This is a genomic window from Erythrobacter sp. EC-HK427 (genome assembly GCF_902498745.1).
Classification (GTDB): domain Bacteria; phylum Pseudomonadota; class Alphaproteobacteria; order Sphingomonadales; family Sphingomonadaceae; genus Alteraurantiacibacter.
The window spans coordinates 2,462,547-2,484,516 of sequence record NZ_LR701479.1 but is presented as its reverse complement, the minus strand read 5'-3'; the positions used below and the strand labels follow the sequence as shown (position 1 = coordinate 2,484,516).

Sequence of the window (21,970 nt, the reverse complement as noted above, 5' to 3'; positions counted from 1 at the left end):
TGATGGTCGAATTGCTCATTCCCAGTCCAGAGCTCCCTTCTTCCACTCGTAGGCGAAGCCGACGGTCAGAATGACGAGGAAGATCATCATCCCGATCCAGCCTGCCCATCCGGTATGCTCCAGGCTGACAGCCCAGGGGAACAGGAAGGCCGCCTCAAGATCGAAAATGATGAACAGGATTGCCACCAGATAAAACCGTACGTCGAACTGGCTGCGCGGTGCTTCGAAGGCGGGGAAGCCGCATTCATACTCGGTCAGCTTGCCCTCTGTCGGGTTGTGCGCGCCGGTCAGGCGGGAAACGCCCATCGGCAGGAAGACGAAAGCCACCGAAAGCGCCAGCGCGATTCCCAGAAACAGGATGATCGGCAGGTATTCGAGGAGATAGGCGGTTTGATCAGGCAAAATGGACTCGGTTTTGCTGTTGATTTGCGGCGCGTCTAAGCCACCCGATGCTGCGATGCAAGGTAGCTGAACGGACTAAAATCCCCTATTCTGCCGGACTGTCCACGAGTTGCACGCTGCGGATGCGCGAGACGCGCGACCACTCGCCTTCGCGCAGGACGCCGCCCTCCTCGTACAAGTCCCACTGGCCATCGCCGAGGTAATAGAGCGCGTCGCCCGCAATGCTGCCGCCGAGCGGCTCGGTCCACGCAGGGTTCGCGAATTCGAGCGTGCGGTGCGAGGCGATCACGCCAATCCCCTGCCCTAGCGAAAACGCCGTGATACGGTGCGGATTGAGGCCGTTCTGCACCGCGATCAGCTCGTTGCCGTGCAGCCACAAGCCATCCACCCCGTCGAGCAGCATCGGCTCTGCCGCGCGCATCCGGTAGACATGGCGGCTGCGGATCATCACCTGAGCAAGGCCATAGCGATAGTCGCTGATATACAGCGCATTGTTGTCCGGCCGCACCGCAATCCCCTGCGGGCTGCGGAATGTGCCCGGCGCTATGAAGGTGCGCATCGTGCTGTCCGTAACGGTTGCGAAATACACGCCGCCACCGATCGGATCGCTGGCATAGACAGTGCCATCCGGCCCCACGGCAATATCCGATATCGTTGCACCCGGCCCAAGCGGCACACGGCGGCGCTCCTCCAGCGTGATCCGGTCGAGCGCGATCAGGCCGCGATAGGCGCTTGCGGGGTCGGGCGTTGTGCTGACGACGCCGGAAGCGACCCAGATCAAATTGCGCGTTTCGTCGAGCGCAATTCCGGAAAAGCTGCCTTCGCCCGAAATCGGGTGCGCCTGCCACGCGCCGTCACTCTCGCGATAATGCAGCGCGCGGGAGACGATGCTAGTGACGAACAGGCGATCCTGTTCGCTGTCCCACAGCACGCTTTCCGCGAGCCGTGCGGCTACGGCTACGGGCATCTCGGCCGCCACATCGCTGGCAGAGACTGGGCTACGATCCCATTCAAAGGCGCGGCGCACAGCCATCCGTTCGTCATTGGTGGTAAAGGCGCTGCGCAATTGCCCGACCGCTTGCTCCGGCAGCAGATAGCGCCGCTCGCCTAGCCAGGCGAGATCGGCGATAATCGGGGCGGAGCCGGACTCTTCACGCGCGACAAAATGCGCGCCGAGCAGACGCATCCGCACCGAGGAGGAATCGGGGAAGTCCTCTGCCAACTGCGTCAAACCAACAATATCCCCGATCTGGCCGGTATTGGCATCGACCGGGCGCCAGTCCACCGGCGGCCCCATCCCTTCCACTACGACCGCTTGCGGCTCCGGCGGCAGGACACTACCGGGCAGTTCGATACGGGACGCGCAGGCGGTGAGCGACAGCGCGAAGGTGACAACGAGAGCGAAGCGGATCATGCACGGAAGCCTAGCGCAGCGCAGCGCCGCCGCCCACCCTCGCTTGCCGGATTTCCAACGCTACTTTTTGGCCATCAGCCGCAGCATGGTCTGCGCCCGTTCGCCATAGGGCGGCTTCAGCCCCGCAAGGCCCGCCACATCCAGCTTGGGCTGGGTGTAGACGGCGCGCGCATGACTGAATTCGCGGAAACCTTCCGGCCCGTGATAGGCACCGATGCCGCTCGGCCCGACGCCGCCAAAGGGCAGGTCTTCCGCCGAAACGTGGAAGATGACGTCGTTCACAGTCACCCCGCCGGAAATGGTTCGCTGGAGCACTTGCTCGCGCTCCTGCGCGTCGCTGCCGAAGTAGTAGAGCCCCAGCGGGCGATCCTGTGCGTTGATATAGTCAATCGCCTCGGCGACGCTCTTGTAGCTCTTGATCGGCAGAACGGGGCCGAAAATCTCTTCCTGCATCGCCTGCATATCTTTGGTCGGATTGCGGATGATGGTGAGCGGCATCTTGCGCTGGTTGCTACTGGCAAAATCCTCCCCCGCCGGATTGATCTCCAGCACCTCGCCGCCCTTTGCCCGCGCATCGGCGACCATGGCTTGCAGCCGCGCATATTGCTGATCGTTGATCACGCAGGCGTAATCGGCATTGTCGAGGAGCGTGGGATATTGGTCCATCGCGGCGAGTTCCAGCGCGGCGATCACTCCGTCCTCCATGCTATCGGGCACGAGCAGGTAATCGGGCGCGAGGCAGATTTGCCCGGCATTCATCATCTTGCCCGTCACGATCCGGTCGCCCGCGCGGGTGAGATCGGCGCTGCGCCCGATCACCACCGGGCTCTTGCCGCCGAGTTCGAGCGTGACAGGCACCAGATTGGCCGCCGCCGCCTGCATCACTTTGCGACCTGTCGCGGTCGAGCCGGTGAAGACCAGATGATCGAAGGGAAGCGAGGAAAACGCCTGCGCCACGTCGACCCCGCCGATGGCCGTAGTGACTTCCTCGGGCGCGAAATACTTCACCACCAGTTCAGCGATTAGCGCGCTGGTCTGCGGGGTCAGCTCGCTCGGCTTGAGCATAGCCCGGTTACCTGCCGCCAGCACCTGCGCTAGTGGGGCGAAGGCGAGGTTTACGGGGAAATTCCACGGGCTGATAATCCCGATCACGCCCTTCGGCTCAAACCGCAATTGCGCTTTGCCGCCCAGCAGGCCGAGCGGGAATTGCGTGCTGCGGCTTTCCGGCTTCGCCCATTTCCCCAGATTGCCGCGACAATATTTGGCGAAGTTCACCGTCGCCATAATGTCGGTAATCATGCTCTGCACACGCGAGCGGTTGCCGTAATCGGCATTCATCGCCTCGCACAGCGCATCGGTGTTTTCGCCCAGAAGCGCGATCAGCCGGTCGATCCGGTCACGGCGCGTGGCGAGCGGCTCCGGCCTTGCTGCGGTGAACGCGGCGCGCTGCGCTGCCAGCATTTGCGGGAGAATATCGGGGTTGGTGCTCGAAACAGTCATGACAAAGCCTTAGGTCGAATATGCAAGGCGCACAAAATGTGCATTCGTATTGGCAACGCACTGCGTTTGCATTCGTTGCATCGCAACACTAAACGAAAGGCCAATACGGCCACCTCTGAAATACCGAAAGGTTGGAATCTATCATGCCCGCTTTCAACGAAGCCGATCCTATTGTCATCCTCTCCTACGCCCGCACCCCGATGGGCGCGATGCAGGGCGCGCTGTCGGATGTTTCCGCAACCGATCTGGGCGCGACGGCGGTGAAGGCCGCGATTGAACGCGCCGGTGTGTCCGGTGACGATGTGAACCGCGTCTACATGGGCTGCGTGCTTCCCGGCGGCCTTGGCCAAGCCCCTGCCCGGCAGGTGGCGATCAAGTCCGGCTTGCCGCTGAGCGCGCAGGCGACCACGGTCAACAAGGTGTGCGGTAGCGGAATGCAGACCGTCATCATGGGCGCGGAAGCCCTCGCCAGCGGCAGTGTCGATACGGTGATTGCGGGCGGGATGGAAAGCATGACCAACGCGCCATACCTCCTCAAGAAGCACCGTTCGGGCGCGCGCATCGGTCACGACACCGCTTACGACCATATGTTCCTCGACGGGCTGGAAGATGCTTACGAGCCGGGCCGTGCTATGGGCACGTTCGCGCAGGAAATGGCGGACAAGTACCAGCTAACCCGCGAGGAAATGGACAATTATTCGATCGCCTCGCTGGAACGCGCCAATGCTGCGATTGCCAGCGGTGCCTTTGCCGATGAAGTCGTGCCTGTCACCTTTAGCACCCGCGCTGGCGATGTGACGGTCGATACCGACGAATCGCCCTCGAAGGGCCGCCCCGAAAAGATCCCGCAACTGCGCCCCGCATTCGCCAAGGATGGCACCATCACCGCTGCAACCTCTTCGTCGATTTCGGACGGTGCGGCAGCGGTCGTGCTCACCCGCAAGAGCGTTGCCGAAGCCAAGGGCCTGACGCCGGTCGCCACCGTGATCGGTCTGGAAGCGCACGCACAGGCACCGGCGGAATTCACCATCGCTCCGGTCGGCGCGATCCAGAACCTGCTCGAAAAGACGGGCTGGAGCGTCGACGATGTCGATCTGTGGGAAGTGAACGAGGCCTTCGCCTGCGTCGCCATGTTCGCCATGCGCGACATCGGCATCGATCACGCCAAGATCAACGTCAATGGCGGCGGCACCGCATTGGGCCACCCCATTGGCGCAAGCGGCACGCGCATTATCGTCACCCTGCTCAACGCGCTGAAGCAGCAAGGCAAGAAGCGCGGCATCGCCTCGCTGTGCATCGGCGGGGGTGAAGCCACCGCGATTGCTGTCGAATTGGCCTGATTTTACTCGCACCTCAGCCGAGAGCTTGCTAACCCTCTTCCCTCGCAACTGAGGGGAGAGGGTTTTGCGTATTACGATAGTATTGGCCGGTGCATTGGCACTGGCAGCCTGCGGCGGAGACGAAGCAGCAGCGCCCGAAACGGCGGATGAAGCAGCAAGCGAAGCGGCGGCAACAAGTGTCGATCCTGCCGATGTCGGCCTGTTCGAGATTTCCAGCGATGATGGCGGCACTGTGATGCACCGCCGGATGGCGGATGGCACTTTTACTGACAGCGCAGACGGCGAAGACCTCGGCGGCGGCGCGTGGCGGCGCAATGAAGACGGCGCGATGTGCTTCGGCCAGAACCAGGGCGATGCCGAAGAAGCCTGCTGGGTCGAAAGCGAACCGCGCGAGGACGGCAGCTGGACGGCGATGGCAAGCAATGGCGACACCGTGATCGTGCGCCGCGTTACCGAGCCCGATGCGGCGGAATGATTTCTGACTTTACCGTGACCAATTGAAAGGGAAGCATATTATGAAGAAGATTATCGCAGTAGCCGGAGCCCTCGCCCTCGCCGCTTGTGGCGGCAATGCCGAAGAAGCCGAAACCACCGAGGAAGCTGCTGAAACCGCGGAAGCTGCTCCGGCAGCAGCGAGCACGGCCGCAGGCACCTACACCGAACTCGACACGGTCGCGACGCCTTCCGTGGTCGATATCAATGCCGATGGCACCTACACGATGACCAGCACTGAAGGCGAGCAGGCTGGCAGCTGGGTCGAGAACGATCAGGGCGTGTGCATGACCGGCAGCGAAGAAGGTGCGGCTGAAAGCTGCTACACCATCTCCGATGCCGACGCGGAAGGCGTGCGCACCATCACCGGCGCCGATGGCAACGGCGTGCGCTATTCCTTCGCAGCCGAATAACCGGCCTTGCATGGAACCAGAGAGGGCGGCCTTCGGGTCGCCCTTTTTTGTTGCGGTAGCCTAAGGCTCGCCCGCGCCCCACAGCCGGTCTTGCATCACCCAGCCGCGCGCGCCGTTCACGTTCAGCTCGCACCAGTTGCGCGCGCATTCGCCCAGCTCGCCAATCACGCCGGGTTCGAGATTCCAGCGCAAGGCGGCACTGTCCGCCCCCGTCTCGCGCATCGGCACCAGCCCTTCGCCGATCACCATCGCGGTCCGCTGCTGGCTCAGCAGGCTGTCGTAAATCCACCCTTGCGTGCCGTCGGGATCCTCGACCAACCGCCAGCCCTGAAAGCTGCGCAGCACTTTCACCGGCAGACCGGGGCGGCGGTACACCCATTCAACTGGATATTGCCGCCCGGCCCCCACGCGCATCCGCGCTTCCTCCGCACTGATGCTCATCCAATAGGGGAGCGTCCGGCTGTCCTGCGCGCGCGCATCCGGCACTGCGAAGAGCGCGGCAAAAGCCAGTAAGCACAGCATTAGAGAATTACGAACCATCGCCGTGTATGTAGCCGCGTGGGAAGAGTCGCTGCAAGACGCGCAATCATCTTGTCAGCACAATGCTTTCCGGTCACACAAGCGCAAATTGTCAGCCGCGTCGCAGGGCGGGCAACAGGGGTAACAGAATGGTTCGCACGCGATTGGCCGCAACGGCGGTTGCAACGGGAATGCTCGCCGCAGCAGCACCGGCGCAGGCACAGGATTTGACCAATATCGCGCAGAACAATCCGGGCGACACCGCCTGGGTGCTGACCGCCAGCCTGTTCACCCTGCTCATTACGCTGCCGGGTCTTGTGCTCTATTACGCCGGACAGGTGCGGGCGAAGAACGCTCTGTCGGTCGGCCTCCAAGTGGCGGCGATCACCAGCATCGTCTCGGTGCTGTGGATCATGGTCGGCTACACGCTGGCTTTCGGCGATACAGTGGGCGGGGTGATCGGCAATGGCCGGGCATGGATGCTGACCGGCCTGACAATTCTGCGGGACGGCATGAGCATCCCCGAAAGTACCTATGTTTTGTTCCAGATGGGCCTTGCCATCATGGCTCCGGCGCTGGTTGTCGGCGCATGGGTCGACCGCGCCCGCTTCGGGTGGGTCGTGGCGTTCTGCGGGTTCTGGAGCCTGCTAGTTTACGCGCCCGTTGCCCACTGGATCTGGGGCGGAGGCTGGCTTGGCGGGCTTGGCGTGGTCGATAAGGCTGGCGGTCTGATTGTGCATACAACGGCAGGCGTGTCAGCGCTGGTCGTGGCGCTGCTGATGGGCAAGCGGTTGCAGGGCAAGCCCGGCGCGCATTCGCCCGCATTGATGCTGGCAGGTGCCGCGCTGCTGTGGGTGGGCTTCCTCGCGCGCAACGGGGTGCCTTCACTGACGGCAACCGACGATGCGTCTGCAGCCATGCTCAACACGCATCTCGCGGGTGCGGTTTCGGCCTTGGCGTGGTTGCTGGTGGAGAAGATCAGCCGCGGCAAATCCACCGTCAGCGGCTTCGCGACCGGATTTTTGGCAGGCCTCGTCACCATCACGCCCTCGGCCGATCTTGTTTCACCCGGCGGCGCAATCCTGATCGGGATTGTCGGGGCACTGGTGTGCTTCTGGATGTCAAACCTCGTCCGCACGCGCCTCCCGATCGATGATACACTGGGCGTTTTCGCCCTCAACGGCGTGTGTGGAATGCTCGGCACGCTCCTGCTGGGCCTGTTCGCATGGCAGGGCCTTGGCGGCGCGGGCTACACGTCGGCAAGCGCCATCCCCTTGGCGCTGGGCGTGCAGGCGATGGGCGTTGCAGTCGTGGCGCTCTACAGCGCCTTCGTGACCGCGATCATTGCCGTCGGCGTGAGCCTGTTCATCCCAATGCGGGTGAGCGAGGAAGAGGAACGCGAAGGTCTCGACACGAGCAGCCATGGCGAGCGCGGGTGGGACTTCGACTAGGTCGGTGCCCGATCCGCGTCCACCTGCGCGATCATGCCCAGCAATTGCTCGATACAGGCGCGTGAGGTGCCCAGCGTGAAATGCGGTGCGTCGATCCGCAGCGTAAAGTCCGCCTCGCCCTCCCGCCCACGGCTGCATTCCGGCGCGACGATCCCGTCCACACCTGACCATATCGCGATGGTCGGCACGGGCGGTTTGGTCGTGAAATCTTCGGCAAAGGGCGGGTTGTCCACCGTGTGATCGTTGATCGCCTCATACAGCTTCCATGCGACATTGGCGTGCCGGTCACCCGAGAACGGGCTGGCCACAGTCACCACCATGTCGAGCATCTCCGCGCATCGCTGCCCTATCACCCGCGCATAGAGACCGCCAAGGCTCCACCCGATCAGGATAACCTTTTGCCGAGTCTGCTTGTGCAAGGCGGCGATGCGCGCTTCGAGCTTGCGCACCTTCTCCTGATCCGCACCGGTGTTGAGGCCGAGCCGCCAGCCTTCCGGCACAAAGCCCCGCGCCTTTAATGTGCGCCGCAGGAGCGTGGTAGAGACATCGCCCGTCGCAAGGCCGGGAATGACGATCACCGCCCGGCCCTGCCCGATCTGCGCACCCGCCCGCGGCAGACGCAGCGGATTGAGCAACACCCGCGGCACCGCCATCGCCTCGCGCAAGGTATTGCGCAAAGGCGGCGGAGCGGCGGGCTTGCTCATCTTAGTCGCCGGTCAAGATCCGCTCGACCAATTGCTTCACCGTCGGGGTGAAGTTGTTCGAGTAGAACGGATCGGTCTTGAAGCGGTACGCCGAATGGCCAGCGAAGGCCAGATTGTCGTCCGGATCGCCGCCATGGGCAATGTCCTGCAAGGTCTTCTGGATGCAGAAGCTGCGCGGATCGGCGAGGCGGCCGGTGGTGTAATCATCATGGTCTTTCCACGAGGAAAACCCGCAATGCGACAGGCAGCCCATGCAGTCGGTCTGGTCCTTGCGAATCTCGTCCCGCTTTTCGGGAGTGACAAAAACCACAGTGCTATCGGGGGTCTTCAAGGCCTGCGTATGCCCCGCAGCGGCCCACTCATGCGCGCGGGCGCGATCTTCGGGTTTCACCCAGAAGTTCTTGCCCTTCACTCCGACATCCAGCTGCGCGGTATGTTCGCCTTCGGCTGCCTTGGTGTAGGCGATCTGCCGCTCGCTGCGCGCTTCCAGATCGCGCAGGAAGGGGTTCTTCACCGCGCTGGAATAGAAACCCGTGGGGGAGAATTTGTGCAGAAGGATATCGCCTTCATCCAGCGTGCGCAGCAGATCCTTCCACCTTTGCGGGATCGGGCTTTCCTCGGTCAGCAGCGGCCGCGTGCCGAACTGGAACGCGATCTGGCCAAGCTCCGGATTGTCGATCCAGTTCTCCCACTCGCGCAAAAACCACACGCCGCCCGCCATGACGATGGGCACATCTTCGGAGACGCCTTCCGCCCGCATCGTCTCGCGCAAAGCGGCGACGCGCGGATAGGGGTCTTCAGGCTTCCTCGGATCTTCGGCATTGGACAGGCCGTTATGCCCGCCCGCCAGCCATGGGTCTTCATACACCACCGCCGCCATCAGCTCGCTCACCTTGTGATAGCTGCGCTTCCACAGCGCGCGGAAAGCGCGGGCGGAGCTGATGATCGGCAGGTAATTGACCTGGTGCCGCGCGGCAATCTCGGCGAGCTTGTAGGGCATCCCTGCCCCACAAGTAACGCCGGTGATGAGGCCTTTGCAGTTCGACAGCACGCCTTCCAGAACCTGCGGCGCGCCGCCCATTTCCCACAGCACATTGATGTTGATCGCGCCCTTGCCCGACGCAACATCGTAAGCGCGCTTCACCTGTTCGGTCGCGCCGTCAATGGCGTAGCGGATCAGCTGTTCGTGCCGTTCGCGCCGTGTCGCTTGCGGATAAAGCTGCGGAATGGGATCGCCATTCGCATCGTAGCTGTCCGCATTCACCGCGCTGACCGTGCCGATACCGCCTGCCGCCGCCCACGCGCCGGAGCTTGCATGGTTGGTCGCCGAAACACCCTTGCCGCCTTCGATCAGCGGCCAAACTTCACGGCCGCCGTAAGTGATGGGTTTAAGACCCTTGAACGTCATTATTGTCCTCTGAGTGGCCGTCACCGTTGACGGTCAATTCGCTAACTGTTGCTGCCTGCTGGGCGCAGGGTTCGATATTCTGTGGATCGGGGCGTTCGCCCTCGATCTCGAATTGCGCGTAGTAACCGGCGATTTCCGGCTTTCTGACGAACTCGACAAGGCGGTAGCCGACTCTTTCGAATTCGCAAAACAGCAGTTGTGGATTGATGCCGTGCTGGTCGGTTGGCCGGTCGACATCCACCACGATCACTTGCCCGCCTTCGCGCAAGGCCGGACGCATCCGCCACAGGAAGGCGTAGGGCTCGGTGATCTCGTGATACATATGCACCATGAAGATGCGGTCAAAGCTGTTCGGCGGCAGGCGCGGATCGTCGATCCCGCCGGTGATGACCGAGACATTGTCGAGCCGCTCGCGCTCGACCCGGCTGCCGAGCCGCCGCAGCGCCTCGTCATCGATATCCTGCGCCAAAACCCGCCCTTCCGGCCCGACACGCGCGGACAGGCGGACGGTGTAATACCCCTCGCCCGCGCCAATATCGGCCACGGTCATCCCTTCGGTGATCGCCGCCTGATCCATCACCGTCTCAGCCTCGCGCCGGTCATCGCGCGCTTCCTCGGTGGAGAAGGAATTGCCGGCGAGATCAGAGACTGGGCGGTAGGGCTGCGGAAAATCGAGCGACGTCTCGGGCCGCTCGGGCGCAGCGCTATCGCATCCGCCCAGCGTGAAGCAGGCGAGCAAACCGCCGATCATGGAGAGAGTGGGCCCCGATCTCATGCCAACGCCTCTAGCGGCCAGCGCGGCCAAGGCAAAGGGACTTATTGTGCAGGGTCTATTGGCGGTGTGTCGGTGAGATCGAGGCGGCGGGAGATGGCTCATGAACGCCGTGAAGTCCGGCGCCTTACTCAACCAAACGCCTCTAACGGCACTTGTCATACTTGTTTTCTTGCGTGTGATGGTAATTCCCGCAAGATTTCGAAAGTCAGTGACTATTGGAGGTATGCATGATGCCAGATCGTTTTCAAGGAATCAGGCTGAGGCTTTTTGCTTTACGCTTCACTGGCCTGCTTGGTCTGTTTATGTCGTGTTTTGCCATTCCCGTTGCGGCACAAGCGCAAACCGCCGGTCAAGTCTTTGAGCGCGGGCTTGATGCCTATGATCGAGGTGATTTCCGCAACGCTGCTGTCCTGTTTGAGCAAGCCTGCAACGGCGGAATACCGAGCTCTTGCAGCAATCTCGCAGTCCTCTTTATGACAGGAGAGGGTGTACCTGCGGACCGGTCTCGCGGAATCGCCATGTTCGACGCAGCTTGCCGATTGGGCAGTGAGGAAGCTTGTGACAACGCTGCAACCGCACGCCGCGCAGATGCAGCCAGAAGTGCTCGTGCGGCACCTGCACAAGGCCCTGTTGTTGCATCGTCGATACCAGCGTCTATTCAAGCGTGTAATAATGGCAGTCAATCAGACTGCGTACGCGCCGGCCGGGCACTGACACTTGGAGAAGGCGTGCGGGCCGACTTGGCTGCTGCTAGGCCCATCCTAATACAAGCGTGCGAGGGCGGAGATGCGCAATCATGCTCTTGGGCTGGAATTGCTTTAGAAAGAGGCGAAGGAGGGCCAGTCGATCTTGTCCGCGCGGGAACATTCTATTTGCGCGCATGTGAAGCAAACCTTCGTCGAACAGGTTGCGCATACCTTGGCCGTTTCTATGATTTAGCCGGAGAGATCGCACTTTCTGAAGCTGCCTATGCTAGGGCCTGTGACAGCGCGAACCTAGAGTCATGTCAGCAGCAGGCGCAAATGCTTATTCGCATGGGCCGCGAGTTACAATCGTTGCCGATTCTGGATCAAGCTTGTGCTGCCGATTACCCGAGTGCCTGCGCTCTTTTGGGGTGGGTAGAGTATGGCAGGGAGAATTTTGAAGCCGCCAACCTCGCATATGCAAAAGCCTGCCGTCTTGGGGTCGAATGTGCATTTGCAAGCGAGTTGGCAACTGCTCTCGAACGCCGCCAGCAATGGTTCGCGGAGCGTGCGAACGAACGGGCAGAATTGGTGGGACTGCTCCAAGCGGGCGACATATCCGGTGCCATTGATTTCGCCGTCTATGATCTACGGTCAGGCCCCTTAGCTTCTGAAGTTATACAATTGGCAATAAACAATAATCGAATCGGATCAATTAACACTCAAACGCTATATGTGCTCGCCAATTGGTTTCGTGATAGCCCGATCAGGGCAAGTGTTGACAGAGAACTGCGCGCAAGGGGTACAGGTTTGGAAGGCACTTTTGGGACGGGTACCAACCAACCCGGCATGGCGGAGGCCCGCTGGCGGACTGCAAATGGCGGTGGCAATGATGCTTACAGCAGCTATCAGCCCTCTGCGTCATCTGCTCCGGCGCGACCGCCGGTGTTGAGCACGGCTGACGCGGCCGCCCAGACTAGGGACAGTTATCGGAGCGCGCATTGTCAAATGCCGGGGTCAAACTCCAGCGCCGCTGTGTGCAATTAGAGTAAGGCTAAAGGCTAGTCTCAGTCTCCCGTGGGTGAAAGCCCTCGGGAGAGGCTACTCCACATCCTCCACAACCACGCTCTCGCCTGTCACCCGCTGCGCCAGCGCTGCGGCGATAAAGCCATCGAGATCGCCATCCAGCACGTCGTCCGGCGTCGGGCTGGTAAAGCCCGTGCGCAGGTCTTTCACCATCTGGTAGGGCTGCAAAACGTAGGAGCGGATCTGGTGGCCCCAGCCGATCTCGGTCTTCTCGGCATATTCGCCCGCCGCTGCCGCCTCGCGGATTTGCATCTCGCGTTCGAACAGCCGGGCCTTCAGCATATTCATCGCCGTGGCGCGGTTCTTGTGCTGGCTGCGGTCGGCCTGGCTGGCGACCACGATACCGGTGGGCTGGTGGGTGATGCGCACCGCTGAATCGGTCGTGTTGATGTGCTGCCCGCCCGCGCCTGACGCCCGGTAGGTATCGACCTTCAAGTCCGCCGGATTGATCTCGATATCGATATCGTCGTCGATCACCGGATAGACCCACACGCTGGAAAACGAGGTGTGGCGGCGGGCCGAGCTGTCATACGGGCTGATCCGCACGAGCCGGTGCACGCCGCTTTCGGTCTTGGCGTAGCCATAGGCGTTTTCGCCCTTGATAAGGATCGTCGCCGACTTGATCCCCGCCTGCTCCCCCGCCTGGTATTCGACCGTTTCGACTTTGTAGCCGCGCTTTTCGGCCCAGCGCGCATACATCCGGAAGAGCATTTCCGCCCAGTCCTGGCTTTCGGTGCCGCCCGCGCCCGCGTTCACTTGCAGATAGGTGTCGTAACCGTCCGCCTCGCCCGAAAGCAGTGCATTCACCTTGTCGCGGTCTGCCCGCTCGGCCAGCTTAGCGAGGCTGGAGAGGCCATCGGCAACGATATCGTCATCGCCTTCGGCCTCGCCCATTTCCACGAATTCCACCGCGTCAGACATTTCGCTGGAGATTTCGCGCACGGTTTCCACCGAGTCCTTCAGCAGCTTATGCTCGCGGCTGATCGCCTGCGCTGCCTTCGGGTCGTTCCACAGGTCGGGATCCTGCACCCGCGCTTCCAGCTCGTCGAGACGGCGCAGCGCCATGTCCCAGTCGAGCGATCTCTTCACCAGCGCCAGCGCCGCTTCGATGCGGTCAATATGCGCCTGCCCTTCGGCACGCATGGTCTCAATCTCCAATCAAACAGCGAGCGCGGTTAGCCGAGCCCGCGCACAATGGGAAGAGCGGCAGCGCGGTTCCGCAGCGCGCCGCCTGCCCCCATCGCACGTAAGGTGTTAGTAGATGCCGCCTTCTTCCTCGGCGAAATTACCCTGCTCTTCGGTAGCTTCCTGTTCGACTGGAGCAGCCGCACGCTGCGGCCCATCGCGCTGGCGACGGAGCTGGGCGAGGATGATTTGGCGCATTGCGTCGATGTCATCCTGCCGCTGGGTGCGGCGCGGTTCGGTGTCGGGTTTGAAGGCTTCCCAAATGATCGCGGCGGTCGGCTCTCCCGTGGGCCAGCCGGAGAATACGCGGCTGCCCGTGCGCCGGTCGATCCGCACCATCCGGACGCCTTCGGGCGCGGTGAAGGGGCGACCGTTCCAATGGCCCGGCGATTCCATCACGAACTGGCGGAAGATCGGCGCGGCCGTGTTCCCCGCCTGCACCCAGCCCCCCAGATTGCGCGGGTTATCAAAGCCGAGATACACGCCGCCGACAATATCCGGCGATCCGCCCACAAACCACACGTCCTTGGGGCCGGTGCTGGTGCCAGTTTTGCCGAACAGCGGAATGTCGAGATCGTTCAGCCGTGTCGCGGTGCCCCGCTCGATCACACCGGTGAGCATATGGACGGTCTGGAATGCTGTGCGGGCATCCATCACCTGCTCTCCGGTGCGGCCAAAGCGCGGCATTGGCCCGCCGTCCCACTCGGCCATATTGCAGCCGGTGCAATCGCGGGTGTCGGCGCGGTAAATCACATTACCGTCGCGGTCCTGCACATAGTCGATCAGCGTCGGCTCATTGAGCCGCCCGTGATTGACCATCGCCGCATAGGCATTGGTGATGCGCATAACGGTTGTCTCGCCCGCGCCAAGCGCGAAAGCGGGATAGGGCTGGTATTCGATATTCTCCGGCTCCAGCCCGACATCGCGGAAATCCTGAATGACATTTTCCATCCCCGCGTCCATCGCGATGTGGATGGTCATCAGGTTCTTCGACTGTTCGAGGCCGTAGCGCATGGGATACTCCCCCCCGCCGCGGCTGCCGCCGAAATTGGTGAAGCACTTTTCGCCCAGATTGCTGCCCTGATAGTAGCAGTACTGGCTGTCGGGGATCATGCTCGCTGGTGTCATCCCGTTGTCGAGCCCGGTAGCATAGACAAACGGTTTGACGGTCGAACCGGGCTGGCGATTGGCTTGCACCGCGCGATTGAACGCGCCCAAGCGGCTGTCAAACCCGCCCTGCACCGCATAAACGCGCCCAGTATGCGGATCGAGCGCGACGAAGCCGCCCGAAATTTCCGGAATGGCGCGCACGCGGAACCCGTTGCCGCTCGGTGACACGGCGGTGACGTGTCCGACTTCCAATCCGTCGGGTAGACCTGAAAGCGGCGCTTCCTCGCCATCGGCAAAGCCGATTGTGGCTGAACCGCCGTTGCGCTGCGTCACCACACCGATGCGCCAGTCTTCGTAATTGATGCCGAGGTAGGAACTTGCGAGCTGCGACGTCAGCGATCCGTCGTCGGGATCAATTGTTGCAATCGGGCCCGTCCAGCCGCGATTACCGTGATAGCGCAGCATCGCATCGCGCAGCGAATTGCGCGCCGCCTCCTGCAATTCCATGTCGAGCGAGGTGCGCACCCACAGGCCACCTGCATAGACGCTGTTTTCGCCATCCACCGCCTCTTCGCCAAAACGGGCGATCAGCTGGCGGCGCACCTCTTCGAGGAAATAGCCGGCATCGACCGAACGAACCTGGCCCCCGCCTTGCACCACCCCAAGCGGTGCCGCCTGTGCTGCGGCCATCTGCTCTTGCGTGATGTAACCGTTGTCTTCCATCTGCGAGAGGATGAAGTCGCGGCGCTGCTTTGCATCTTCGAAATTCGCTTCGCGGCCATAACGTTCGGGCGCCGGTGTGATTGCAGCCAGAAAAGCAATTTCATGCAGTTCCAGCTCGTCCACATCCTTGTCAAAATATGCCAGCGACGCCGCCTGCACGCCGAAGCTGCGGCGGCCAAGAGGTATCACGTTCAGATAAAGCGTGATGATGTCCTCTTTTTCCAGAACGCTTTCGATGCGTGTGGCGAGGATCATTTCGCGCAGCTTGCGGGTGATCGAGTATTCGTCGCCCACAAGAATGTTCTTGGCGACCTGCTGGGTGATGGTCGAACCGCCCACGGCGCGCTCGCCCGAACCGATTTTCGACACATAATCGATAACCGCGCCAACAAAGCCGCCTGCATCGATGCCGCTATGGCTCCAAAACGTCTCGTCCTCGGCAGAGATATAGGCGTTGAGCAGTTGCGCGGGCATATCGCGGTATTCGAGCTCAATCCGCCGCTCGCGCTCGTACCGGTGGACGATCTCGCCATCGATACCGCGCACGACTGTCGGCAAATTGGGCTCGTAATCGAGCAAGGTCTCGGCATCGGGCAGATCGTATGCGAGCCAGAAATAGCCAATAACCGCCAGGAGGAAGCCACCGCCCAGTGCGTAAAACAGTACGCGGAACCAGCGGCGCGTCTGCCAGGCATTGCGGATGTTATTCCACGCGCCCTGCCCGCCACGCGAAATGCGCCGGGTGACGCCGGTTTCGGCCATATCGTCAGAAAAACCTTCGTTCATACGCGAGGCTTTAGCATGGTGATGAAAGCTGGCGCCACACCGAATAATGCCGCGAACGCGAAAAACCCGTCGATTGCGCGGCCTTATTGCGGATTGGATTGGCGGGCGAGATAGATACGGATGGCGCGCGCCATGACTTCGGCAAAGCGTTCCTGTCCCTCGGGCGAAGCGAGCGCGCGTGCCTCCTCCCGGTTCGAAATGAACCCGGCCTCGTACAACACTGCGGGCACGTCGGGCGCGCGCAGCACGGCGAGCGCGGCGGAGCGCAGCGTTTGCGGGTGGAAGCGCAGCACCCCTTCCCCTTCGCGCACGATCAGCCGGGCAAATTCCAGCGACCGTTCGGATGTGCGGCGCTGGGAAAGCTCCACCAGAATGGCGTTCACGCTTTCATCGGTGCCCGACAGATCAACGCCGTTGACAACATCGGCATCGTTTTCGCGCTGGGCAAAGCGGGCTGCGGCCTCTGACGAGGCGGTCTCCGACAACGTATAGATGCTCGCACCCGTTACCCCGCCATCCTCGCCTGCGGAATCGGCGTGGATCGAAATGAACAGGTCAGCGCCTAGTGCGCGCGCGATTTCGGCGCGTTCCTCCAGGATCACCAGCGAATCATCGTCGCGCGTCATGGCCACACGGATGCCGCCTTCTTCCAGCAGCCTGTCCCGCAGCGCGCGGGCAAGGCCGAGGACAACAGTTTTCTCCCGATAATCCTCACCTATGGCACCGGGATCGGGGCCGCCATGCCCGGCATCGATCACCACCAGCGGGCGCGTCAGATCGGCGGGGCCGGCGATTTCCGGCAGGCCAAGCTGCGCCTCCGCCTCGGGCAAAGGAATGGTGATGACATAGCTGCGCCCCAGCACCGGAACCGGAATGGTCTGCCCCAGCGCGAACAGCGCAGCGATCAGCAGCACCGGGAAGGCGAATAACAGTCCGATCTGCAGACGATCCGACATCGTTAGACTTCAGCTCCTCTGCCCATAGCGCTGCGCGGCGTAAGGCCCGCGCCAATATCCATCGCTTGGTTAATATCATCACAAGGGATTTTTGCGAGAACGCGCAATAAGGTTGCCGAGGCTTTCCCCGACTGCTAGCAAAACGCTGTCGGTATTCCCAAATCCCGACAATGGCGGAACGGCGATTGGCCGGTATCCGCACATGATTACAGGTTGATGCCGCAATGCAAAGCACACGTTCCATGGTCCAATCGCTTCCGCAAGGATGCGTGCCGGTTGCAGAACGTGCAGCGCAGACGAAAATCCTGCGCCTTGGCATTGCTGCAAACACGCTTCGCACGCCCCTTCGCCAGACGGTGGACGGACGTATGACTTCTCCCCGACGCCAAGGGCGCGGGGCTCACACATATTGGCAGACACTTCTTCCCGGCGCGGGTTTACCGCCAGCGCCGGTAGCTGGGTGGTCTGCCCGGAGAATATTTAGTGGCAACGCGTATGCTTATCGATGCGCGCCACCCGGAAGAAACACGGGTGGCGGTGCTCAAGGGAAACCGGATTGAGGAATTCGACTTTGAATCTGCCGAACACAAGCAGATCAAGGGTAACATCTATCTAGCCAAGGTCACGAGGGTCGAACCCTCGTTGCAAGCGGCGTTCGTCGATTTCGGCGGCAACCGCCACGGCTTCCTCGCCTTTAGTGAAATCCATCCCGACTATTACCAGATCCCCGCGGCTGACCGTGCCCGCCTGCTCGCCGAAGAAGCGGCTGCGGCGGAAGAAGAAGCCCAGCTTCGCGAGGAAGACGAGGACGAGGATTACGGCGAAAGCGCGCTCGACCGGATCAACGAGGAAGACGGCGAGGAAGAGGAAAATCTTGGTGCCGAAGGCGGCGTGACCGAGATCGACACTTCCGAGAAGGACGATGTCGCGACAATCGAGGAAGGCCAACTCGAAAACGGTGACGACGATCCCGAAGACGATTCGGATGACGACGAAACGTCTGAGGACGGCGAAGACGACGGCGTTGGCCGCCGCGGTCGCGGGCGTCGGCAGCAGCGTGGTCGGCGTCCGCAGGGTCGCGGCGGCAAGCGTGGCAGCCGCGCCAAGGAAATCGACGAAGCGCGCGCCAAGCGGCAAGCCCTGCGCCGCCGTTACAAAATCCAGGACGTTATCCAGCGCCGCCAGGTGCTGCTGGTGCAGGTCGTCAAGGAAGAGCGCGGGAACAAGGGCGCGGCCCTCACCACCTATCTCAGCCTCGCGGGCCGCTATTGCGTGCTCATGCCCAACTCCAGCCATGGCGGCGGCATTTCGCGCAAAATCTCCAGCGGCAGCGACCGCAAACGGCTGAAGAGTATTGTCAGCGATCTCTCGCTTCCCAAGAGCATGGGGCTGATCGTTCGCACCGCCGGTCTTTCGCGCACCAAGCCGGAGATCAAGCGCGATTTCGACTATCTCGCGCGCCTGTGGGACGAAATCCGCGAACGCACCATGGCCTCCAGCGCGCCGAGCCTGATCCATTCGGATTCGGACCTCATCAAGCGCGCCATCCGCGACATCTACAATCGCGAGATCGAGGAAGTGATCGTTGAAGGCGAAGGCGGCTACAAATCCGCCAAGGCCTTCATGAAGCTGCTGATGCCCAGCCACGCGCGGCGGGTGAAGGCCTATTCTGATCCTGTGCCGCTGTTCCAGCGATACGGTGCAGAAGACGAACTTTCGGCGATGTACGAACCAGTCGTGCAGCTGAAATCGGGTGGCTATCTGGTCATCAACCCGACCGAGGCACTGGTCAGTATCGACATCAACTCGGGCCGTTCCACCAAGGAACACGGCATCGAAGCGACCGCGCTGCACACCAATCTGGAAGCGGCCAAGGAAATTGCGCGGCAATTGCGCCTGCGCGACATGGCCGGTCTGGTGGTGATCGACTTCATCGATATGGATCACAGCTCCAATATCCGCAAAGTCGAACGCTGCATGAAGGATTCGCTCAAGAACGACCGTGCGCGAATCCAGGTGGGCCGTATTTCCAGCTTCGGCCTGATGGAAATGAGCCGCCAGCGCCTGCGCACCGGCGTGCTCGAAGCCTCCACCCGCGAATGTCCGCATTGCGACGGGACGGGCCTTGTCCGCACCGCTTCGAGCGCCGGCCTGTCCGCGCTGCGCCTGATCGAGGACGAAGCGGCGAAGGGCAAAGGCAGCACGATCTCGCTTTATGCTTCGACCGAGGCGGCGGTATATCTGCTCAACGCCAAGCGTGCCGACCTGGCGGAAATCGAAAGCCGCTATAACGTCTCCGTCGAAGTCCTCCCCGAAGGCGAGGACGAAGGCGCGAAGATGCGCGTAACCTCCACCGGCCCGAAGCCCAAGGAAGCTCCCCGCTTCGAACCGATCATCGATGAAGATGATGGCGCGGATTTCGAGGATCACGAGGACGATACGGACGAGGATGACGACACCGAAACCCGTGCCGACCGCGACAATGACAGTGACGACGATGGCGGCCAGCGCAAGAAGCGCCGCCGCCGTCGCCGGGGCGGTCGTGGTCGCAACAAGGGAACGGGCCGTGACGAGAACGGCGAAGAGTCCGAAGGCGAGGAAAACTCTGGCGACGATGCGTCAGGAGATGGTTCGGACGATGCTTCGGGTGAAGCGGAAGACGGCGAAACCAAGCCCAAACGCCGCCGCAGTCGCGGTGGTCGCGGGCGGAACAAGTCGCGCCGACCGGCAGATGATGCGTTCGACACCGAAGAGCAAATTCCGGCGGTCGAAGCAGTAGAGGCTGAGGCTGAGGGCGAAGTCGAAGCTCCGGCGGAAGAAGCCGCACCGAAGCCCAAGCGTCGCTCGCGCGCCAAGAAGCCGGTCGAGGAAGCACCCGCAGAGGAGCAAGCGCCTGCGGCCGAAGCTGCCGAAGAAGCTACGGAAGAGAAGCCCAAGCCGAAGCGTCGCTCGCGCGCCAAGAAGGCCAGCGAAGACGCGCCGGTGGTGGAAGCGCCTGCCACCGAGGAAACTCCGGCGGAAGAGGCTCCCAAGCCCAAGCGCCGCTCGCGCGCCAAAAAGGTGGAAGATGCACCCGAGGCAGCGACGTCCGAGACGCCTGCGGCTGATGCCGATGAAGCAGCCGAAGAAGGCGAAGAAGGCGAAGGCGGTGCCCGTCGCGGTTGGTGGCAGCGCACTTTCGGGCAATAATCCGCAACAGCGGCAAACAAAAAGGCCCTCGCACAGCAAATGTGCGGGGGCCTTTTTGTTGCGTGCGGGTATGTGGAATTAAGGCTCGATCCGCGCGCCCTTCCAGTCGAACACGCCGCCGCTATCCGCTGGCGTCAGGTTGGCAAGAACATCCAGCAGATGCTGCGCCGATTGCGCCGGAGAGGTCAGCTGGCCGTCGGGCAAATTCTTCTGGAACGGCCCGGACAAGGCGGTGTCCACCGTGCCCGGATGCAGCCCCACGATCCGCGCCTGTTTATGCGTGCGCGCCATCTCGATGGCAAAGTTGCGGAGCAACATATTGAGCGCCGCCTTGCTCGCGCGGTAGGAATGCCAGCCGCCGATGCGGTTGTCGCCAATCGACCCCACGCGGGCAGAAAGCGCGGCGAAAGTGGCAGGCGCATCGCGCTGAAACAGCGGCAATATGTGCTTGGCGATCAGCGCCGGGCCGATGGTGTTCAGCGCCAGTATCTCTGCCATCGCAGCGGCCTCAAGGTGCCGGTAACTGCGCTCCGGCCCCGTTCCGTCGGGAAGTGTAAGCACGCCGCTGGCAACGATCACCAGATCGGGCGGCGTGGCGCGCATTTGCGCAGCCGCAGCCGCTATGCTTGCTTCGTCGGTCAGATCGAAAGCAAAGGATGTGATCCCCGCTCCCTCCGGGATGGCTCCGCTGCGCGAACCGGCAAGCACCTGCGTGCCCCCGCCAGCCAAGGCGGTTGCCAATGCCTCACCGATCCCGCCGCTCGCTCCGAAAATCGCCGCGCGTTTCCACCGCATGAAGTGCTGCCTTTCCTACATCTGACGCTGCGTTCTACGCCGCTGCCATGCGCATGCTAACCTCTCCAACCTGCTGTACTTGCATCGCTGCAAAGCAGGCGGGCGTTTTTGCCCCAGGACTGTGTAACAGGTGTAACAGGTTCGTTGGATTTGCCGCAGCAAGGCGCGGAAAACCGTGGTTCAGCCAAAGGTCTGCCTTGCCCTTGGCCAAGCATCGGCTAAATGGGAGGCAAGCTGAAACCCACGGGATCGACATGGCCACTTTCACTCTCCCCAAGAATTCGAAGATCAACAGCAAGGGCGCGGTCCACAAGGCCGAAGGTGCCAACCGGAAGAAGACCTTCCGCATCTACCGCTACGATCCCGATAGCGGGGCGAACCCGAAATACGACACGTTCGAAGTCGATCTGGACGATTGCGGGCCGATGGTTCTGGACGCGCTGTTCAAGATCAAGAACGAGATTGACCCGACGCTGACCTTCCGCCGCTCCTGCCGCGAAGGGATCTGCGGTTCCTGCGCGATGAACATGAACGGCAAGAACGGCCTCGCCTGCACCACCGCGATCGAGGATGTGTCGGGCGATATTCGCATCACCCCGCTGCCGCATATGGAAGTGATCAAGGACCTGGTGCCGGACTTCACCCATTTTTACGCGCAATATGCCAGCATCCGCCCGTGGTTGCAGACGGTTTCGACGACGCCTTCGGGCAAGGAACGCCTGCAATCGCCGCAAGATCGCGAGAAGCTGGACGGGCTTTACGAGTGCATCCTGTGCGCCTGCTGCTCCACCGCCTGCCCGTCCTATTGGTGGAACAGCGACAAGTTCCTCGGTCCGGCGATCCTGCTGCAGGCGTATCGCTGGCTGGCGGACAGCCGTGACGAGATGACGGGCGAACGGCTCGACGATCTGGAAGACCCCTTCCGCCTCTATCGCTGCCACACCATCATGAACTGCGCCAATGTCTGCCCCAAGGGCCTCAGCCCCGCGCGCGCCATTGCCGAGATCAAGAAGATGCAGGCCGAGCGCGCCATCTAAGT

Annotated in this window: 18 protein-coding genes; 7 read left to right on the top strand and 11 right to left on the bottom strand. The window is 62.1% G+C overall.

The genetic code is table 11. From position 1 onward, the window contains the following. Nucleotides 1-15: 15 nt before the first annotated feature. The 3 genes from ndhC to GC121_RS12205 form a co-directional block, all read right to left on the bottom strand. Nucleotides 16-402, bottom strand: a complete 387-nt coding sequence (gene ndhC / locus GC121_RS12215; RefSeq protein WP_151974728.1) for an NADH-quinone oxidoreductase subunit A — start codon at nt 400-402, stop codon at nt 16-18. An 85-nt stretch (nt 403-487) separates the two neighbouring features. After that, on the bottom strand, nt 488-1,816 hold the full coding sequence (locus GC121_RS12210) for an SMP-30/gluconolactonase/LRE family protein (RefSeq protein ID WP_151974726.1): 1,329 nt from the start codon (nt 1,814-1,816) through the stop codon (nt 488-490). A 60-nt stretch (nt 1,817-1,876) separates the two neighbouring features. Next, nucleotides 1,877-3,316: a coniferyl aldehyde dehydrogenase gene (locus tag GC121_RS12205; RefSeq protein ID WP_151974724.1), complete on the bottom strand. Its 1,440-nt coding sequence runs from the start codon at nt 3,314-3,316 to the stop codon at nt 1,877-1,879. Nucleotides 3,317-3,459: 143 nt separating this feature from the next. Here GC121_RS12205 and GC121_RS12200 point away from each other — a divergent pair, with 143 nt between their 5' ends. From GC121_RS12200 to GC121_RS12190, 3 genes are all read left to right on the top strand, one after another. Beyond that, on the top strand, nt 3,460-4,656 hold the full coding sequence (locus GC121_RS12200; protein WP_151974722.1) for an acetyl-CoA C-acyltransferase: 1,197 nt from the start codon (nt 3,460-3,462) through the stop codon (nt 4,654-4,656). A 64-nt stretch (nt 4,657-4,720) separates the two neighbouring features. Further along, a complete protein-coding gene (locus GC121_RS12195; RefSeq protein WP_199857849.1) occupies nt 4,721-5,131 on the top strand; it encodes a hypothetical protein in 411 nt (136 codons plus the stop codon). Nucleotides 5,132-5,171: 40 nt separating this feature from the next. Further along, complete coding sequence (locus GC121_RS12190) at nt 5,172-5,561, top strand: hypothetical protein (RefSeq protein ID WP_151974718.1); 390 nt, start codon at nt 5,172-5,174, stop codon at nt 5,559-5,561. A gap of 60 nt (nt 5,562-5,621) precedes the next feature. On the opposite strand, the gene GC121_RS12185 is transcribed toward GC121_RS12190, so the two are convergent. Then, nucleotides 5,622-6,101: an SH3 domain-containing protein gene (locus GC121_RS12185; RefSeq protein WP_151974716.1), complete on the bottom strand. Its 480-nt coding sequence runs from the start codon at nt 6,099-6,101 to the stop codon at nt 5,622-5,624. Between the two features lie 128 nt (nt 6,102-6,229). Between GC121_RS12185 and GC121_RS12180 the strand changes: the two genes are divergently transcribed. Next, entirely contained in the window at nt 6,230-7,531 is a 1,302-nt protein-coding gene (locus GC121_RS12180; protein ID WP_234421238.1) for an ammonium transporter, read from the top strand. Here GC121_RS12180 and GC121_RS12175 read toward each other — a convergent pair. The 3 genes from GC121_RS12175 to GC121_RS12165 are packed head-to-tail and all read right to left on the bottom strand — an operon-like array spanning nt 7,528 to nt 10,418. Continuing rightward, the gene (locus tag GC121_RS12175) at nt 7,528-8,235 is read right to left on the bottom strand and encodes a triacylglycerol lipase (RefSeq protein WP_151974714.1); all 708 of its coding nucleotides are present in this window, start codon (nt 8,233-8,235) and stop codon (nt 7,528-7,530) included. The two genes, GC121_RS12180 and GC121_RS12175, sit on opposite strands and share 4 nt — an antisense overlap. Before the next feature lies 1 nt (nt 8,236). Next, nucleotides 8,237-9,643 (bottom strand): nitronate monooxygenase family protein, encoded by a 1,407-nt coding sequence (locus tag GC121_RS12170; protein ID WP_151974712.1) that lies wholly within the window; start codon nt 9,641-9,643, stop codon nt 8,237-8,239. Continuing rightward, the gene (locus tag GC121_RS12165; protein WP_370513751.1) at nt 9,624-10,418 is read right to left on the bottom strand and encodes a class I SAM-dependent methyltransferase; all 795 of its coding nucleotides are present in this window, start codon (nt 10,416-10,418) and stop codon (nt 9,624-9,626) included. The genes GC121_RS12170 and GC121_RS12165 overlap by 20 nt, the downstream gene beginning before the upstream one ends. A 227-nt stretch (nt 10,419-10,645) precedes the next feature. Between GC121_RS12165 and GC121_RS12160 the strand changes: the two genes are divergently transcribed. Beyond that, on the top strand, nt 10,646-12,148 hold the full coding sequence (locus tag GC121_RS12160) for a tetratricopeptide repeat protein (protein ID WP_151974710.1): 1,503 nt from the start codon (nt 10,646-10,648) through the stop codon (nt 12,146-12,148). A gap of 54 nt (nt 12,149-12,202) precedes the next feature. Here the strand turns inward: GC121_RS12160 and prfB are convergent, their stop codons facing one another. From prfB to GC121_RS12145, 3 genes are all read right to left on the bottom strand, one after another. Continuing rightward, on the bottom strand, nt 12,203-13,330 hold the full coding sequence (gene prfB / locus GC121_RS12155; RefSeq protein WP_151974708.1) for a peptide chain release factor 2: 1,128 nt from the start codon (nt 13,328-13,330) through the stop codon (nt 12,203-12,205). A 111-nt stretch (nt 13,331-13,441) separates the two neighbouring features. Continuing rightward, on the bottom strand, nt 13,442-15,991 hold the full coding sequence (locus GC121_RS12150; RefSeq protein WP_151974706.1) for a penicillin-binding protein 1A: 2,550 nt from the start codon (nt 15,989-15,991) through the stop codon (nt 13,442-13,444). An 83-nt stretch (nt 15,992-16,074) separates the two neighbouring features. Then, on the bottom strand, nt 16,075-16,947 hold the full coding sequence (locus GC121_RS12145; protein WP_151974704.1) for an N-acetylmuramoyl-L-alanine amidase: 873 nt from the start codon (nt 16,945-16,947) through the stop codon (nt 16,075-16,077). Between the two features lie 483 nt (nt 16,948-17,430). Between GC121_RS12145 and GC121_RS12140 the strand changes: the two genes are divergently transcribed. Next, entirely contained in the window at nt 17,431-20,136 is a 2,706-nt protein-coding gene (locus GC121_RS12140) for a ribonuclease E/G (protein WP_151974702.1), read from the top strand. Between the two features lie 78 nt (nt 20,137-20,214). On the opposite strand, the gene GC121_RS12135 is transcribed toward GC121_RS12140, so the two are convergent. Further along, the gene (locus GC121_RS12135; protein WP_151974700.1) at nt 20,215-20,931 is read right to left on the bottom strand and encodes an SDR family NAD(P)-dependent oxidoreductase; all 717 of its coding nucleotides are present in this window, start codon (nt 20,929-20,931) and stop codon (nt 20,215-20,217) included. A gap of 254 nt (nt 20,932-21,185) precedes the next feature. On the opposite strand from GC121_RS12135, the gene GC121_RS12130 reads away from it, so the two are divergent. Further along, complete coding sequence (locus tag GC121_RS12130; RefSeq protein WP_151974698.1) at nt 21,186-21,968, top strand: succinate dehydrogenase iron-sulfur subunit; 783 nt, start codon at nt 21,186-21,188, stop codon at nt 21,966-21,968. Nucleotides 21,969-21,970 lie beyond the last annotated feature (2 nt).